Source organism: Nitrospina gracilis 3/211 (genome assembly GCF_000341545.2).
GTDB lineage: Bacteria > Nitrospinota > Nitrospinia > Nitrospinales > Nitrospinaceae > Nitrospina > Nitrospina gracilis.
In genome coordinates this window covers 2,754,737-2,772,013 of the sequence record NZ_HG422173.1, presented here as the reverse complement: position 1 = coordinate 2,772,013, position 17,277 = coordinate 2,754,737, and the positions used below count along the sequence as shown (strand labels likewise).

At 55.4% G+C, this 17,277-nt stretch carries 16 protein-coding genes; 10 read left to right on the top strand and 6 right to left on the bottom strand.

Annotated features, from left to right (window positions below; translation table 11 throughout):
• The first annotated feature begins 66 nt into the window (after positions 1–66).
• Positions 67–1,455 carry a bifunctional hydroxymethylpyrimidine kinase/phosphomethylpyrimidine kinase gene (gene thiD / locus TX82_RS13270; RefSeq protein WP_042251302.1) on the top strand — a complete coding sequence of 463 codons (1,389 nt, stop codon included), beginning with the start codon at positions 67–69 and terminating at the stop codon, positions 1,453–1,455.
• A 6-nt stretch (positions 1,456–1,461) separates the two neighbouring features.
• Here the strand turns inward: thiD and TX82_RS13265 are convergent, their stop codons facing one another.
• Entirely contained in the window at positions 1,462–3,408 is a 1,947-nt protein-coding gene (locus TX82_RS13265; protein WP_005011731.1) for a SurA N-terminal domain-containing protein, read from the bottom strand.
• A gap of 250 nt (positions 3,409–3,658) precedes the next feature.
• Here TX82_RS13265 and TX82_RS13260 point away from each other — a divergent pair, with 250 nt between their 5' ends.
• The 4 genes from TX82_RS13260 to mrdA are packed head-to-tail and all read left to right on the top strand — an operon-like array spanning position 3,659 to position 7,952.
• Positions 3,659–4,681, top strand: coding sequence for a rod shape-determining protein (locus tag TX82_RS13260; protein WP_005011729.1), 1,023 nt, complete (start codon positions 3,659–3,661; stop codon positions 4,679–4,681).
• Between the two features lie 4 nt (positions 4,682–4,685).
• The gene (mreC, locus tag TX82_RS13255; RefSeq protein WP_237100466.1) at positions 4,686–5,504 is read left to right on the top strand and encodes a rod shape-determining protein MreC; all 819 of its coding nucleotides are present in this window, start codon (positions 4,686–4,688) and stop codon (positions 5,502–5,504) included.
• Positions 5,505–5,507: 3 nt separating this feature from the next.
• Positions 5,508–6,002: a rod shape-determining protein MreD gene (gene mreD, locus TX82_RS13250; protein WP_005011724.1), complete on the top strand. Its 495-nt coding sequence runs from the start codon at positions 5,508–5,510 to the stop codon at positions 6,000–6,002.
• 24 nt (positions 6,003–6,026) lie between these two features.
• A complete protein-coding gene (gene mrdA, locus TX82_RS13245; RefSeq protein ID WP_005011722.1) occupies positions 6,027–7,952 on the top strand; it encodes a penicillin-binding protein 2 in 1,926 nt (641 codons plus the stop codon).
• A 20-nt stretch (positions 7,953–7,972) separates the two neighbouring features.
• Here mrdA and uvrB read toward each other — a convergent pair whose 3' ends face one another.
• Positions 7,973–9,961, bottom strand: a complete 1,989-nt coding sequence (uvrB, locus tag TX82_RS13240; protein ID WP_005011720.1) for an excinuclease ABC subunit UvrB — start codon at positions 9,959–9,961, stop codon at positions 7,973–7,975.
• A gap of 218 nt (positions 9,962–10,179) precedes the next feature.
• On the opposite strand from uvrB, the gene TX82_RS13230 reads away from it, so the two are divergent.
• From TX82_RS13230 to TX82_RS13215, 4 genes are read left to right on the top strand one after another with little or no spacing between them, the layout of a single operon-like run.
• Positions 10,180–11,376, top strand: coding sequence for a TraB/GumN family protein (locus TX82_RS13230; protein ID WP_005011716.1), 1,197 nt, complete (start codon positions 10,180–10,182; stop codon positions 11,374–11,376).
• Positions 11,377–11,399: 23 nt separating this feature from the next.
• Complete coding sequence (locus tag TX82_RS13225) at positions 11,400–12,329, top strand: phosphoglycerate dehydrogenase (protein WP_237100465.1); 930 nt, start codon at positions 11,400–11,402, stop codon at positions 12,327–12,329.
• On the top strand, positions 12,317–13,123 hold the full coding sequence (locus TX82_RS13220) for a formylglycine-generating enzyme family protein (protein ID WP_005011713.1): 807 nt from the start codon (positions 12,317–12,319) through the stop codon (positions 13,121–13,123). The genes TX82_RS13225 and TX82_RS13220 overlap by 13 nt, the downstream gene beginning before the upstream one ends.
• Positions 13,120–13,740: a methyltransferase domain-containing protein gene (locus TX82_RS13215; RefSeq protein WP_005011712.1), complete on the top strand. Its 621-nt coding sequence runs from the start codon at positions 13,120–13,122 to the stop codon at positions 13,738–13,740. The genes TX82_RS13220 and TX82_RS13215 overlap by 4 nt, the downstream gene beginning before the upstream one ends.
• A gap of 13 nt (positions 13,741–13,753) precedes the next feature.
• Here TX82_RS13215 and TX82_RS13210 read toward each other — a convergent pair whose 3' ends face one another.
• Positions 13,754–14,419, bottom strand: a complete 666-nt coding sequence (locus tag TX82_RS13210; protein WP_005011711.1) for an SOS response-associated peptidase — start codon at positions 14,417–14,419, stop codon at positions 13,754–13,756.
• A 135-nt stretch (positions 14,420–14,554) separates the two neighbouring features.
• On the opposite strand from TX82_RS13210, the gene TX82_RS13205 reads away from it, so the two are divergent.
• A complete protein-coding gene (locus TX82_RS13205; protein WP_005011708.1) occupies positions 14,555–15,967 on the top strand; it encodes an aminopeptidase P family protein in 1,413 nt (470 codons plus the stop codon).
• A 3-nt stretch (positions 15,968–15,970) separates the two neighbouring features.
• Here TX82_RS13205 and bcp read toward each other — a convergent pair whose 3' ends face one another.
• From bcp to TX82_RS16560, 3 genes are all read right to left on the bottom strand, one after another.
• Positions 15,971–16,432 (bottom strand): thioredoxin-dependent thiol peroxidase, encoded by a 462-nt coding sequence (gene bcp / locus TX82_RS13200; protein WP_005011705.1) that lies wholly within the window; start codon positions 16,430–16,432, stop codon positions 15,971–15,973.
• A gap of 13 nt (positions 16,433–16,445) precedes the next feature.
• The gene (locus TX82_RS13195; RefSeq protein WP_042251295.1) at positions 16,446–16,835 is read right to left on the bottom strand and encodes a hypothetical protein; all 390 of its coding nucleotides are present in this window, start codon (positions 16,833–16,835) and stop codon (positions 16,446–16,448) included.
• A gap of 238 nt (positions 16,836–17,073) precedes the next feature.
• The coding region (locus tag TX82_RS16560; protein WP_042251292.1) for a hypothetical protein at positions 17,074–17,277 on the bottom strand (204 nt) is incomplete at its 5' end.

Genomic DNA, 17,277 nt, shown 5'->3' with positions numbered 1-17,277 from the left:
GCATCCCAAATTGCGTTGGCGGACTCCATTAACGAATCCAACTCTTTCTCCTGCATCGCACATGTCATGAAAACTGTTTCAACTGTACTGGCCGTGGGCGGCTCCGATTCTTCCGGCGGCGCCGGCGTGCCCGCCGACATCAAAACCATCACCGCGCACGACCTGTTCGCCACTTCGGTGATTGCGTCGATTACCATCCAGAACTCGCAGGGCGTGAAAACCGCTTACGATCTGGGAGAGGAAGAGGTGACAGCGCAATTGCAAACCATTCTGGAAGACGGCAAACCTTCTGCCGTCAAGACCGGCATGCTGGGCAATGAGGAAATCGTGGAATGCGTCGCCCGGCTGTTTAAAAAATTCAAGGTTAAGAATCTGGTGGTGGATCCCGTTATCCGTTCCTCCAACGGAACCCCGTTGCTGTCGGACGAAGGAGTGCGGATTCTAAAAGACAGGTTGCTTCCGCTGGCGCAGGTGGTGACGCCTAACCTGCCGGAAGCGGAAATCCTCTCCGGCGTCCGTATCCGTAACGAAAAAGATTTGAAGAAGGCGGCGCAGGCGATTCTGAATACCGGCGTCCGGCACGTGCTCATCAAGGGCGGGCACGCAAAGAAGAACGCCGACGACTGGTTGTTCGGCGGCAAACGATCGTGGGTGTTCGAATCCGAGCGGCTGGACAACGAAAATCTGCATGGCACCGGGTGCGCTCTGGCCTCGGCCATCGCCTGCGGGTTGGCGAAAGGGCTGGCCGTGAATGACGCCGTGGAGAATGCGAAAGGGTTTATTCATGCCGCAATCCGCGGTGGCGTTCAGACGGGGAAGGGCAAGGGGCACGTCGATCCTATGGCGCGCATCCAACAGGTGCATCAACGGTTCGAGTTGTTGCAGGGCGTGTCGGCGGCGCTGGAGGTGTTGAAGGCGAACCACATCGGCCACCTGATTCCTGAGGTGCAGTCCAACCTCGGTGTCGGTGTGCCCGGCGCGAGCGGGGTGGAAGATGTCATCGCGGTGCCCGGCCGCATCATTAAGCTCGGCGACGAAATCCGCACCGTGGCCCAGCCGCAGTTCGGAGCATCGCGTCACGTGGCGAAGATCGTGCTCACAGCGATGCGGTTCGATCCCACTATGCGCGCGGTGATGAACATCAAGTTCAGCGATACTATTCTTAACGCGTGCAAACGGTTGAAGTTCCGCATTGCGTCGTTCGATCGTGGCAGGGAACCCAAATCGGTGAAGCAGCTGGAAGGGTCGTCTCTGGAATGGGGAACCTACACCGCCATTGAAAAGTTTGGGGCGGTGCCGGACATCATTTACGATCTGGGGGGGCAGGGCAAGGAGGAGATGGTTCGTGTTCTGGCGCCGGATATTGGTGCCCTGCTGGACAAGGTGTTGAAAATTCACCAGGTGGCCCTCAGGATCCGCCCGGCAAAAGAAACCGACCGCTGGCGAAAACGCTGACGTTTTTTACAAAAGCGTTTTGTCCACCAGGATGCGGGCCTCGGCCTTTTTATTTTCCAGCCAGTTGCGGAACACAATGTTGCCCTTTTCCTGTTTCAAACGCTGGTAAGTTTGTTGAATTTCTTTTTTATTCGGTTTGTCGGCCTGCTGCAGGTCAACGACCTTGATCAGGTAATAAGTTTGTGGGGACTCCCCTCTGGTGGTTTTTCCCGGTTCGGTATCGAAAGCTTTGGCTTTGATTGATTGAATATTACCGATGCCTGGAATGGAGTCCACCTGGCTGAAATACGGTGTTTCCTCTACGACCAGTGTGTTGGCTTCTGCCAGCGCTTCCAGGTTGCCGTCCTTGGCGAGTTCATGGGCCATCTTTTCCCACTTTGCCTTCGTCACCTCCAGATGGCGGCTTTCCATGAAGGCTTCTTTTACCTCCGCTTCCACCTCTTCAAAATCCGGAACGTAGGGTGGTTTGCGCTCGATGACCTTGAGCAGATAGGACGCCTCAAACGTATTGACCGGGCTGCTTACCGCGTTGTCCTGGAGAGTGAACGCGGTATTGAAAAACTCAGGTACCACGCCGATTTCGGGAATATCGTGATCCTTGCCTGAAAAGAAATCGGTGGTCTTCGTGGTCTGCTCATACTTCTGGGCCGCCCTTGAAAGGTCCTGATCCTTCTCCGCGGACTGGAAGATCTTTTTAGCGATGCGGCGTATGCGTTGCGTCGCTTTCATCTTTTTCAATTTCTCAACGATCTCCTCCTTCACTTCCTCCAGAGGTTTCAGGCGTTGCGGATGCACTTCCTCCAGTTTAATGAGATGAAAACCAAACGCGGTCTGCACCGGGCCGGAGATGGCGCCCGGTTTCATTGTTTCCAGGGCAGCTTCAAATTCCGGAACCATGGTTCCTTTGGGAAACTGCCCCAAGTCTCCCCCCTTGGCGCCGGACATCTTGTCGTCGGAATGTTCCTTTGCCATTTCTTCAAAGGTCTTGCCACCTTCCTTTATTTGCTTGAGGATATCTTCCGCTTTGGCTTTGGCCTTGGCGTCCGACTCGTTCAGGCGTTTTTCCTTTTCGTCGGTGGACAGCGTGTCTCCGCCCAGCGTGTTGAGTTCCGTTCGTACGAGGATGTGCCTGGCTTTATACCGTTTTTTTACCAGGTAGGTCGCCTGGTTGGCATCGTAGTAATCCTTGATGTCCTCATCATAGACTTTGATATCCCCGATGACCTGGGCCGGACTCAGCTTCACATACTGGGCCTTGATTTGAAGGGGTACTTCAAAATCGCGTTTGTGGGCTTCGAAGTATTGTTTCAGCTGCTCATCGGTGGGAGTGATTTGTGACTGGAAGTAATCCCTGGAAAACGCCACGTATTGGATCTTGATCTTGCGGTTTTCCTTGGCCCACGCTTCCTGGATTTCCACGTCCGAAACCTGCGTGTTGTCTTTAATAAAGGATTCTACCTTTTCCATCAGGAGGAACTGGCGCTGGTTGGCTTCAAATTCCTGGGCCGTCATGCGGTTGAAAGTGAGGAACCGGTCGTAAAGAGCCCGGCTGAATTTATTGTCCTTCTGAAAACTGGTGTTGGTAAGAATACGGTCCGCCAGCTCAGCGTCGCTTATCTGAATTCCCTGTTTTTCCGCTTCCATGAGCAGAAGCTTTTTCTGGACGAGGGCCTCGAGTGCGGAGTTCTTAAGGTCCATTTTTTCGATCATGTCTTCCGAGAACCGGCTTTGGAACTGGTCGCGGTAGAAGCTGACCAGGTTTTCGAAAGAACGGTCGTACTCTGCGAGGGTGATGTTCTTTCCGTTGACGGTCCCGAGGAGGCCGCTTCGGCCCTGCACCGGTCCACCCATACCCCATGAATAGAAAATGGTGCCCACGAAGGCGAGAACGATCAACCACAGGATGCCCTTGATCATCCATGAATCCGCATGTTGTCGGATCAAATTCAGCATGCAAAAACTCCAAGTCCCTAAAAAATAATGTTAAAATCGACCTGTCATACTATAGAACCCGTTGCGGGTTCGCAAGCCTTTATTCCCGGCGGAGTTGCCACCTTTTCCCAGCCATTGTACCGCATCCGGTGCGGGTGCGGACCGGATGCCTGCGTTTTATTGTTTGCAATTTCGGCAAACGCTTGTTATATATTAAGTTCTAAAAAACAAGTATTTACATAGATTTCACTCATTCCTACAGGATAGCTGCGTGTTCAATTTATTCGCCGATCTGTTTTCCAACGATCTCGCCATTGATTTGGGAACCGCCAACACTCTCGTTTATGTCAAGGGCCGGGGGGTCGTTCTGCGCGAGCCTTCGGTGGTGGCGATCAACAGCCACACCAGGGAAATTCTGGCGGTGGGGGAAGAGGCCAAGAAAATGCTGGGCCGGGCTCCTGGAAGCATCCAGGCCATCCGCCCGATGAAGGACGGGGTCATCGCCCATTTTGAAGAAACCCAGCAGATGATCAGCCACTTCATCCGCAAGGTGCATAATAACCGAAAGACCTTTGTGTCGCCGCAGGTGATCATTGCCATTCCATCAGGGGTGACACAGGTGGAAAAGCGGGCGGTGCGCGATTCCGCCCATTCTGCAGGTGCCCGAGAGGTGTTTCTGATCGAGGAACCCATGGCCGCGGCTATCGGTGTGGATTTGCCCATTGAAGAACCGACCGGCAACATGATCATCGATATCGGCGGCGGCACCACGGAAGTCGCCATCATGTCGCTTTCCGGCACGGTCTACAGCAAATCCGTGCGCGTGGCTGGGGATGAGATGGATGAGGCCATCGTCAATTACGTCAAAAAGAAATACAACCTGCTGATTGGCGAACGCACCGCAGAAAGCGTGAAAATTCAAATCGGCACTGCCTATCCTACAGAGCCCCGGCAGACCATGGAGGTCAAGGGACGCGACCTGGTGGCGGGTATTCCCAAAACACTCATCATTTCCGACGAGGAGATTGCCGAAGCCCTGCAGGAAATTTTCGGAACCATCGTCGAATCGGTGAAAATCGCGCTGGAGCGTACCCCGCCGGAACTCGCGGCCGATATTGTGGACAAGGGTGTTGTCCTGGCAGGTGGCGGGGCGTTGATCCGCGGGCTGGACACCCTGCTTCGAGAGGCCACGGGTTTGCCCGTGACGGTTGCCGAGGACCCCCTGTCCGCTGTGGCCAACGGAGTGGGAAAACTCCTGTCGGACCCCAAACTCCTGAAAAAAGTCGCCCTGTGACGTGGTGAAAAAAGGACTCAAAGACAGAAAAAAAACAGTCGTATTCGCCGCCATCGTTTTTGTTTCTCTCCTCCTCATGACGGTGAATATCAAGCGGTCGGCCCATCCCACCTTCTTCGAAAAAATCATTCTCTGGATCGTCAGCCCCATCCAGGGTGCCGTCACCCACACCACCCGTGCCCTGTCCGGCGTCGTCGACGATTACTTCTTCCTGATCAAGACGGAGGAGGAAAACGAACATCTGAAAAAACGCATCAACACCCTTATCAAGGAAAAAACCGAACTGGAAGAGGAGGTGGCGCGCCTCAACCGAATCTACAACCTGACCCAATATCAGGCCGAGGCCAAAGTGGCGTCGGTGGTTGCCACGGTCATTGCCTACGATGCCTCGCAGTGGGCGAAGACCGTGGTCATAAACAAGGGGTCGAATGACGGACTGCGCGAAAACCTTCCGGTGGTCACGGCGCAGGGTGTGGTCGGGCACATTATTCAGGTCGGTTACAACTCCGCAAAGGTTATGCTGATTACCGACAGCCGAAGTGCCGTGGACGCCCTGTTTCAGGCAGATCGCGCCACCGGGGTGGTTGTGGGCACCGGGGATGATTCCTGTGAAATGAAGTACGTACCGATAAACGCCGGGGTGGAGGTGGGTGACGATGTGCTGTCTTCGGGATTGGGCGGGGTGTTTCCAAAGGGACTCCATTTGGGACGCGTGATCCAGGTTCAGAAGGCCACGCAGGGCCTGTTCCAGGAAGTGACCATTGTTCCCAGCGCGGACCTCGCCCGGTTGGAGGAAGTGCTGGTCCTCCTTCTCCAGGATTGAATCATGTGGTGGCGCATCGCGTTGACATTCCTGCTGTTGTTCACGCTTCAGACCACGCTTTTGGACACGGTCTCCGTGGGCGGTGTGCGACCAGATCTGGTTTTGATCCTGGCGGTGTATTGTGCGATCATTTTTGAAGAAAACGCCGGAGTGGCCATGGCCGTGGCCCTTGGATTTTTTCAGGACTGCCTATCCGGCGACCTGTTGGGGGTCAATACGTTGTCAAAAGGGCTCATTGGATTTGTGTTTGCCAACTTGAAAAGCAAACTGGTGCTGGAAGGCTTTGGACCCACAAGCACGTTCTTCGCGCTTGCATCTTTATTCGATGGGATGATTTTTTACCTCGTTTCCGTATTCATATTTAAAGCCCATCTTGCATTCGGCGTCTTTTTTCCCTCTCTGATTATCTTCATGATCTACAACGCGGTTGTGGGGGTCGCCGCATTTTATCTTTTCAACTGGGCCCGCCGGCGGTGGGTCCGGCGGCCCGGTTTTTGACGGGTTTCGGGTGAGGGCTGGTTCGTGAGCAAATACCTGTACAGCCATGACGTTTCCGAGGAAGTCCGCAGAAAAGTACGGATTTTCGTCATTCTGGTTGGTGCGTGCTTTCTCGTCCTTTGGATGCGTGTGTGGTATTTGCAGATCCTCAAGGGGGAAAACTTTGAGACCCTGTCCGAAAACAATCGCGTCCGCCTGGTTTCCCTTCCGTCGTTTCGCGGCAAAATCCTCGACCGCAATGGCACGGTCCTGGCCTCCATCCGCCCCTCGTACAATCTGTATATCACTCCGGAGGATGCCGGAAACCTCAACCAGACGCTGCGCACTCTGAAGCGTCATTTGGATTTCGATATTGACCGCGTCCTTGAGGACGCGCGTACGTCGCGTCCGTTCAAACCGGTTCTCGTGCGGGCAGACATCGATCGAACGGTCGTGGCGTTCATTGAGGAAAACAACCGTATCCTGCCCGGGGTCCAGATCAAGGTGGAGCCCCTCCGCAATTACCTGCACGACCATCTTGCTTCCCACCTCATGGGTTACCTCGGCGAAATTTCCGAAGCGCGTCTGGAAGCCATGAAAGATGCCGATTACATGATGGGTGACATGATCGGGCAGTATGGCTTGGAGTTGTTCTACGAGTCGGAGTTGACTGGCAAAAAGGGTTACAAGGAAATCGAAGTGGATGTCGCGGGTCGCCAATTACGCACCCTGCGCAAGCTTCCTCCCCAAAGCGGCCGCAACCTCGTTTTGACCCTGGATTACGAAGTGCAGAAAGTGGTTGATAAACTGATGACCGGTACGAAGGAAAACCCCATCGTCGGGTCGGCAGTGGTGATGGACGTCACCAACGGGGAGGTCATCGCCATCGTCAGCAAGCCTGACTTCAACCCCAACCTGTTCGCGCGTGGCATCACGCTGGAGGAATGGCGACAGATGCAGTCCGCCTCCCACAACCCCCTTCAGAACCGCGCGGTGAACGGGGTCTACCCCCCGGCTTCGACCTACAAGATTGTGACCGCTTACGCGGCGATGGAAGAAGGGATCATCCAGGAAGACACGAAATACAAATGTCCGGGTTTTTTCTCCTTCGGCCCGCGCAAGGGGCGGTTCAACTGTTGGAAACGGAGCGGGCACGGGCAGGTCAATTTGTACGATGCTCTGGTCCAGTCCTGCGACGTATTCTTTTACCACATCGGTTATGAACTCGGCGTGGATCGCATCGCCCAGTACGCGCGGCAGATGGGGTTGGGCGATTTCACCCAGGTGCGCATGAACGGGGAAAGACCCGGGCTGGTGCCGACCGTCAAATGGAAAACCACCACTCAGCGGGGACTGTGGTTGCCCGGCGACACCATCGCGGCCTCCATCGGCCAGGGTTACAACCTGGTGACGCCCATTCAACAGGCGAGGCTGATCTCTGCGATCGCCAACGGCGGCAAGCTGTTCCGTCCCATCCTGATCAAGCAGATCAAGGACAAGGACAACCAGGTCCTCACTGCACCGGTGCCGGAACAGGTCGCTCAACTTCAGCCCAGGACGCATGTGCTGGATGTGATCCGTAAAGCCCTTCTGGGTGTGGTGTATGACAAGAAAGGCACCGGCCGGCGCGCGGGTTCGCGGAAGATCAAGGTGGCGGGAAAGACGGGCACCGCCCAGGTGGTCGCGTTGAGTGCGCTCACCAAATATGAGGAGAAAGAAGATATCCCGTTTGAGTTTCGTGACCACTCGTGGTTCGTCGGGTATGCACCGTATGACAATCCCAAAATCGGTGTGGCGGTAATCCTCGAGCACGGAGGGTCCGGGGGCAAGGTGGCCGCTCCTCTCGTACGCAAGATCATTGAAGCTTATAACAAGGTCAATACGCTGGACAAACCCTCTACGCCCGATGGCCTGCCTCCGGAAATGGCGGGCACCAGTCGGGAATCCGGACGTGCGGTGAAGGACATCTGACCACCGCATTCCCTTTGGAATCAGGAACCGAATTCCAGTTCTTTCTGCCGAAGCGTTTTGATGCGGTCACGCAACTCCGCCGCCTTTTCGAACTCCAGATTCTTCGCGTGGGTGTGCATGCGCTTTTCCAGCTGCGCGATGAAGTCCAGCACATTGCCGCCGGCCATGTATTCTTCCTCCTCTTCCTGCACCATGGGTACCACCGTGTGCCGTTCCCAGTCACCCATCGTGTCCTTGATCGATTTTTGAATGGACGTGGGCGTGATGCCGTGCTGTTCGTTGTACTCGGTCTGGATGGCGCGGCGGCGCTTGGTTTCGCCAATCGCCTGCTGCATGGCGGGGGTCACCTTGTCGGCGTACATGATGACGTGCCCAGAAAGGTTGCGCGCGGCGCGGCCTGACGTCTGGATGAGCGAGGTGGCGGAACGCAGAAACCCTTCCTTGTCGGCGTCGAGAATCGCGATCAGGGACACCTCGGGGATGTCCAGCCCTTCGCGCAGGAGGTTGATGCCGATCAATGCGTCGAACTCGCCCAGCCTCAACTCGCGGATGATCTGGATGCGCTCGATGGTCACTATGTCCGAATGCAGGTACTTGACCTTCAATCCCATTTCGGTGAAGTGTTCGGTCAAATCTTCGGCGAAGCGCTTGGTGAGGGTGGTGACCAGTGTCCTTTCGTCGCGCTCGGCGCGTTGAACAATTTCATGGTACAGGTTGTCCACCTGTCCGCTCACCGGACGCACTTCAATTAGCGGGTCGACCAGTCCGGTCGGCCGCACGATCAATTCGGCCACCTTGTCCCTGGACTGCTCCAGTTCGTAGGGACCGGGCGTGGCGCTGACATAAACCAGGCTGTTGTGCCGTGCCGAAAACTCCTCCCACTTCAGCGGCCGGTTGTCGAAAGCCGAGGGCAAACGGAAACCGTAGCGGATGAGCGTTTCCTTGCGTGCACGATCGCCCTTGTACATTCCGTGCAATTGCGGGATGGTGACGTGGCTTTCGTCGATCACGAACAGGGCGTCGTCCGGAAAGTAATCAAGAAGGGTGGGCGGCGGGCTTCCGGGCTCGCGTCCCATCAAGTGCCGGGAATAGTTTTCGATACCCTGGCAGTATCCGATCTCGCGGATCATCTCCAGATCGAACATGGTGCGCTGTTCGATTCGCTGGGCCTCAATCAGCAGGTTTTGACTGCGGAAATACTGGATGCGCTCGCGCAGTTCGTCCTGGATGTCGGAGATGGCCCGTTCCAGCTGGTCTTTCGGCGTGGTGTAGTGGCTGGCCGGGTAGATGGCGATGCGATCGATTTCGTTCAGCGTCTCGAGCGTCAGGGGATCGAACGTGGAGAGCCGTTCGATTTCGTCGCCAAAGAACTCGATGCGCACCGCCTCGTTGCGTTCGTACACCGGCAGGATTTCGACGATATCCCCACGCACGCGAAAGGTGCCGCGCTGGAAATCAATGTCGTTGCGTTTGTACTGGATATCGACCAGCTTGCGCAAGACCCGCTCGCGGTCGGTTTCCATGCCCCGTTCCAGAAACAACAGCATCCCGTGGTACGCCTCCGGAGAACCAAGGCCGTAGATGCACGAAACACTGGCGACGATCAGAACATCCCGTCGTTCGAATAAAGCGTGTGTGGCCGCGTGGCGCATCTTGTCGATCTCGTCGTTGATCGAGGCGTCCTTCTCGATGTAGGTGTCGGTGGTGGGCAGGTACGCTTCCGGCTGGTAGTAGTCGTAATAACTGACGAAGTAGCCCACTGCGTTGTCAGGGAAAAAATCCTTGAACTCGTTGTACAACTGGGCGGCAAGGGTTTTGTTGTGGGCGATCACTAGGGTCGGCCGCTGGAGTTTTTCAACCACGTTGGCGATGGTGTAGGTTTTTCCGGACCCCGTGACGCCAAGCAGGGTCTGGTGGCCTCCTTCCGTGTACTGCCGGACCAGCTGTTCGATGGCTCGTGGCTGGTGGCCAGAAGGGGAAAAATCGGCTTTCAATTGAAAGGGTTGCATATGCGGAATTGCGTTATTGTTTGGTTTTCGGCAAGTGTGTTACATTAAGGACCTGAAAATTCTGGGTTTTCAAACCCTGGAAGCCCAGCGTCCTCCCCGGACGATCTCCAGCCCGGCGGACACCGGATGGATTTCCGGCGCCGGCGCTCGCAGACAGAAAGCGAGGGCCGCCTTCGGTACAGTTTACGACACCTCCAACCCGTGAAGGAAACGAATTTGTGGAAGCCGCCTCCAATGCAGATGTGATCAAAACCCTCCAGCACAACGGCACCACGATAACCCTCCTCGGCACCGCCCATGTTTCGCAGAAAAGCGTGGAACTTGTGGAGGAAAAGATCCGCACCGGCGATTACGACTGTGTTGCGGTCGAATTGTGCCCGCCCCGATACGAAAACATGGTCAACCAGTCGTGGTGGAAAAACCTCGACATTTACCAGATCCTGAAAAGCGGTAAGGGCTCGTTGTTGCTCATCAACCTGGCGCTTTCGGCCTACCAGAGGCGGCTGGCGGACAAGCTGGGTATCGAGCCGGGAAAGGAAATGGCGCGGGCCATTGATCTCGCCACGGAGCACAATCTGCGGCTGGAGGTGATCGACCGCGATATCACCACCACCCTCCAGCGCATGTACCGGCGGGTGGGGTTCTGGCAGAAATTGAAACTGGTCGGCGGCATGATCGCCAGCATTTTTGTCGGTGAAGAGGTCACGGAAGAACAGATCGAAAATCTGAAAGAAGGCGACATGTTGCAGTCGCTGGTGGAAGAATTCGGTGAGGAGTTGCCGGAGATAAAGGAAGTGCTGATCGACGAACGCGACCAGTACATGGTGGGAAAACTGGTGAAGCTCGCGGAGACCCCCGATGCACCGAAGAACATTCTGGCCCTCGTCGGCGCCGGCCACCTGATCGGCATGGTCCCGGCCTTCGAGTCGCCACCGGACAGCGAAATGGTGGAGTCATTGGATCGAAAGCCGCCTCCCGGCCGAGTGGGGTATTACGTCGGCTGGGGCATCGGTCTGTTCATCATTAGCATGTTCGCCGTGGGCTACATGCGTTCGCCGGAGTTGGGCATTGATCTCATCCTCACCTGGGTGGTGTTGAACGGCAGCCTGAGCGCGCTGGGTGCGGCGCTGGCGTTCGCGCATCCCTTGTCCATTCTCACCGCGTTCGTCGCGGCGCCGATCACCTCGCTCAACCCCACCATCGGAGCCGGTATGGTGGTGGGTATTGTCGAGTCCTTCATCCGCAAGCCTCGGGTTGCAGATTTCGAGTCCATGCGGTCAGACATTGCGAAGTGGTCCATGTGGTGGAAAAACCGCGTGGTGCGGGTGTTTCTCATCTTCTTTTTCGCCAACCTGGGGTCCGCCGCCGGAACCTTCCTGGCCGGCACCTCCATCGTTCATCAACTGGTGCGCTGATGACTTCCGGGAATACATCCCGCGTGGCTGTGACTCCCCCCGCGATCAGCAAATCCCCCTTCCTGCGCAAGAGTATTTCCAACCTGTTTCCCGATGCGCGATTCAATGATTCCGGCCGATACCTTACCGAAAACGAACTGATTGGGTTTTGCGATGGAGTGGAGGCATTATTGATCGGCCGCGATCCCCTGACCGAAAAGGTGATCGCGGCATTGCCTCAACTCCGTCTTGTCGCCAAGTATGGCGTCGGTTTGGATAATCTGGATATCCCGGCGATGGAACAGCGGGGGGTGCGCCTGGGCTGGAAAGCGGGCGTCAACCGGCGCTCGGCTGCGGAACTGGCCATGACCTTCATTCTGGGCCTGTGCCACAACGTGTTCTGGACGGGAAATGAGCTCAAGCAGGGACGGTGGGAAAAAGCAGGGGGCGTTATGCTGGAAGGGAAAACCGTCGGGGTTATTGGCTGTGGCCACATCGGTTCCGACGTAGTGCGTCTTCTGCAACCGTTTGACTGTGGCATCCTCGTTCGTGATATTCTGAACAAGCATTCGTTCTGTGCTGAGATGGGAGCCCAGCAGGTGGGTTTTGACACGGTGATCCAGGAGTCGGACATCGTCACCCTGCATGTCCCTTTGACCGACGAGACGCGGAACCTGATGGACGCCTGGGCGTTTCGGGAAATGAAACCGTCGGCGTTTCTGGTGAACACCAGCCGCGGTGAAGTGGTGGACGAGAAGGCCCTCAAGCGTGCCCTCACCGCAGGGGACATCACCGGGGCGGCGCTCGATGTGTTCGCACAGGAACCGCCGGAGGATGCGGAACTGCTGGCCTGTCCCAACCTGTTCGCCACGCCGCACATTGGGGGCAACGCCAAGGAGGCGGTGGAAGCCATGGCGCAGTCGGCCATTTCGTTTATAGTGGACCATTTCAAGGAAAGCGGGTGGATTCTGTGAACGCACGTGGATCGATATTGATACTGGGAATGCTGTGTGGCCTGTTGGGGCTCCTGCCGCTGGTTCCGGCGGCCCAGGCCATGGATCCCCTGAAAGCTTTGGAACTGCTTCGCCAGAAAAAAGAATTTGAAGAAAAAGAACTGAAAAGGCTTTCCACCATGGAAAAAGTTCCCGCCGGGGAGTTTGTGATGGGACGCAACGGCGTCAACAAAAACGAGGCTCCCGCGCACAAGGTGTATCTGGATGCGTTTTATATTGATGTTTACGAGGTGACGCAGCTGCAGTATCTGGAGGTGATGAAAGAGAACCCCAGTTATTTCAAGGATTGTTCACTGTGTCCGGTGGAGAAAGTGAGGTACTTCCAGGCCGTTTCCTATTGCAGCAAGGTGGGAAAGCGTCTTCCCACTGAGGCGGAATGGGAAAAAGCGGCGCGAGGCGGCACGCAGACCACGTATTACTGGGATAAGGATCTGATCGATTTTTACGCGTGGTACGGCAACAATTCCGGCGGGCGCGCCCAGCCGGTGGGCCAGCGCAAGCCCAATGCTTTCGGCCTATACGACATGACGGGCAATGTGTGGGAGTGGGTATCCGACTGGTACAGCCGCGACTATTACAAAACGGCTCCGGCGAAAAATCCGCGGGGTCCCGATGCGGGGAAGTTAAAGTCGGTGCGCGATGGCGGATGGGGCGGACCGCCGGAGTTGCAGGCGCACGCCTACCGCGATTACAAGGAGCCGGACACGCGCTATATCAACGTCGGCTTCCGCTGTGCAAAGGATGCCAAATCATGAGCGAAGAACTGGAAGACTTGACCGGCGACGGCTACACGCACGCTGACTGGCAGAAGCATTACGACGACAACGACATGCCTTGGGACCTGGGCGAGGTCGCTCCTCCCTTCGTACGTTTGTGGGAAGACGGACGCGTGACGAAAGGTCGCATGATCGTTCCCGGATGCGGGCAGGGCCACGAGGTGAAGTTCTTTGCAGGGAACGGAATGGATGTGACGGCGGTGGATGTCGCCCCCGGCGCGGTGGAGCGACTCCGCACCCACCTGAAAAATGCCCGAGTGGACGCAAGGGTGGTGCACTCGGATTTTTTTTCGCTGAACGGGGAACACGATGCGCATTACGATGTGTTCCTGGAACAGACGTTCTTCTGCGCCATTCATCCCGATTTGCGCTCCAGTTATGTGGACGTTGCCTGCCGCATCCTGAAACCCGGCGGATTGCTGATCGGGTTGTTTTATGAGACTGGAGAAAAAGGCGGACCGCCGTTCAACACCACTGCGGACGACATTCTCCATCATTTCAGCGAACGGTTTTCCATCCGTAACCTGGAAAAGTGCGAAGATTCCATCGAAAAACGCAAGGGCAAGGAGTGGCTGGCGATACTGCAACGTCCGTGAACAGGAAGCCGGTTCAGTTCGTGAGCGGTTTCCGGCAATCCGCGACATCGTTTTTCGGTGAATTGACCAGAGTGGTGACCGCATGAAATCCGAGTGCGTTGCCGGCCAACGGACGCAACAACGTTTTTAAGTCCTGGGATGAAGTGGATGCGTTGAGCCAATCGCTGTAGCTTTCCGGATTCAGGATCACCGGCATGCGGTGGTGAAGGGCCTGCAATTGCCGGTTGGCTTCCGTCGTGATGATGGTGAAGGTGTCCACCGGGCCTTTCGGGCCGTTCCAGGTGGACCACAATCCCGCAAAGGCAAACAGGCCGCCGTCCTGCAAAAAGATATATTGCGGCGTTTTGGTGCCGTTGTCCTGTTTCCATTCGTAAAACCCGTCGGCGGGAACCAGACAGCGGGTGGAACGGAACGCGGTTTTGAAGCTGGGCTTTTCGTGCACCGTTTCGGCGCGCGCGTTGATGAGCTTGTGTCCCAGCTTTTCGTCCTTTGCCCACGAGGGTAACAGTCCCCAGCGCATGGGACGCAGTTGCCGTTCCCCGTTTTCAGCCACAACAACGGGCAGAATCTGGCTGGGTGCGATGTTGTAACGCGCCTGGTGAGTCACACCCACCGGGATGGCTTCAAAATGCTCTTGAAGGGTTTTCACCGATTTGGTCAGGCTGTAGCGTCCGCACATAGCAAATGAAGTTTCCAGTTTTTCCGGAAATTTCAGAAGGGGGGTTTCGATTCCTGTTCCTATGAATATAATAATACTTACTCATATTGCAAATGCTAACTGATTTATTCGCGGTCACAGCGGGGTTTTAATTTTATGATGCAGAGAGACGGTAAAAAAATCTATTCCGGCATTTTTCGCGACGGCGGCGCGGGGGCATACGCCAAGCGCCGCTTCCGGGAGCGCCGTAAAAAATTGATGGATGCGGAAAACATGTTGATGGTGTTGACGGGCGTTCCATATGGTCCGGGCCAGGAAACGCTCTGGACGTACGCCTTCGTGCCGACTTACCAGGAACCCAGCCTCATGTACCTGACCGGCGTCAACCAGACGGAAGTGATCTTTTTGCTCGATCCCCATTCGAAGGAATCGGATGAAATCCTGTTTGTGAAGAGAAAGGACCCGAGCAAGGAGTTTTGGGACGGCATCCGGTTTGGGGTGGGCGACCCGAAAAGTGTGAACGAGGCCAAACGTGTGACCGGGGTGAAAGATGTTCGGGATATCGACGATTTCGAAGCGGTATTCAAGGAGCGCTTTCTGAAGCAACCGGAGAAAAAAGTCGGCGCGTTCTGGCTGGAAGGCATCCGCAACGGCAAGCGGACCACCATCAAGTCCGACCACAACTGGAATTTCAAACAACAGGTCGAGCGCATGTTGCGCAAATGGAAGGCGCCCAAGGGGGCTCTGCACAATATTATGGAAACTCATTTCGATCTGCGCCTGCCGCTGGACAAGTACGATGTGGAGAACACGCTGAAGGCGAACCGCCTGACGGCGGCGGCGTTCAAGGAAACGCTGGCGCGATTCCGCGGGTTCAAAACCGAATACGAGATCCAGGGGTTCATCGAAGGACAGATGCTCATGCGGTCGCCGTACGGGTTGAGTTTTCCCTCCATCATCGCCTCCGGTCACAACGCCACCGTTCTACATTATGTGAAGAACGACGATCCGGTGAAGAAACAGGAGATGGTTCTATTGGATTTCGGCGTGCGCTGGATGACCATGCACGCGGATATCAGCAGAACCGTTCCCGCATCCGGAAAGTACAATCCGTTGCAGAAACTTCTTTACGAGATTGTGTTGAAAGCGCAGTTGGAAGTGGAGAAACAGGCATGTGCCGGACGGACCATCCAGGAACTCAACGAACTTTGCTGGGATACGGTAAATTATTACCTTAAAAAAGATTTCCTTGATGAGGGCGGAAAATGCAAACTCAAGTACAAGGAACGTCCACATGGGGTGAGCCATCTCATCGGCGAACAGGAGCACGACGGCGACCCGTTCCGCAATTATGCGGTGCAGCCCATGAAGCCGGGTTGGCTGATCAGCAACGAGCCCGGCCTGTATGGCCAGTTCAAGATCAGGTTGAATGGAAAAAGCTTTGATCAGGAAATCGGCATCCGCATTGAGGACAACCTGTTGATCACGGAAAAGGGATGCCGCAATCTGTCGCAGTCCGTGCCAAAGCGAGTTGCCGAGATCGAAAAGCTGATGAAGGGGAATAAGTGAGGACTACTTCAATTCCTTGAGAGATTCCAGAACTTCTTCGGCGTGGCCCTTGACTTTCACTTTGGGCCAGATTTTCCGTACGACGCCCTCTTTGTCAATCAGGAAGGTACTGCGCACGATGCCCATGAAAGTCTTGCCATAGAGTTTCTTTTCTTGCCACACTCCGTATTTCTGCACAACCTTCTTGTCCTCGTCGCTGATGAGGGTGAAGGGCAGGTCGTATTTTTCGATGAATTTCTGGTGGCGTTCCGGGGAGTCGACGCTGACGCCAAGCACCTGCGTGTTTTTGAATTTTTGGTGGAGGTCCCTGAAATCGCAGGCCTCCGTGGTGCAACCCGGGGTCATGTCTTTGGGGTAGAAATAAAGAACAACGTTCTTTTTGCCTCGGAAGGAACTCAGCTTGACCTTGTTGCCTTTTTGATCGGGAGCCGTGAAATCGGGCGCTTTGCTGCCTTCTTTGATCATACCGCGTCTCTGATCACAGTCCCAGTTGGCCGTAAGCCTTGTCGAGACTTTGGTTGAGCGCCTGAATCATTTTCATGAGTTCCTGAGGTGGGGTGCGGCCGGGGGTTTTATTGACGATTTGCCGGGCCAGATCCAGATTGGAGGCAATGATGTTGAACGTTTCCTGCGAAGGCGGATTGTTTTTCCCGCACAGGGTATCCCAGTGGGTCACCAGCCGGGCCAGTTTGCTGTCCACCTGGAAGCCAATCATCGACTCTCCTCTAAGAGAGGTGGCTTTTTCCATATAACCCCAGACCCCTCCCTGCGCCTGGGTGGTTTGCAGGTTTCCCCGCAACTGTTTTGCAGCTTCTTCACAGGCCGACTTTTCTGCGAGCCCCACATTGGCAAAAAACAAGCTGGACATAAGAAAGAGGCCCAGAAGACGGGAAACAGTTTGGACTGGGCGGCGGTTCCTAACATTGTCAAACATCCTAACCTCCTTTTAGGGCGGTCACAGATCTGTCCGGTTGATCAAAAGATTACACTTTTATGATTAACTTTCCAGCATCTAATCATTTATTGACCAGTTGTGTCAAATTTTATTTAGAGTCCAAAGTCCATCAAAATATTGAAAACAGTGAAGCTTTGCTTGCGCCGGCCCTTCATCGAAAGAGGGCGAGGTGCCGGTATTTGGTGAAAGCAGGGTCCTCCCGGAGACTGGGTAAAAGTTCAGGTTTGTTCTCCCTGACAAATTGGAGATTGCGTACCATCTGAGGTTCGTCGCCTTTTTGTGCGTAACATTTGGCAAGCAATACGTGGTGCGACAGAATGTATTCGTGATTGGGATGGTTCATGGAAATTTTTTC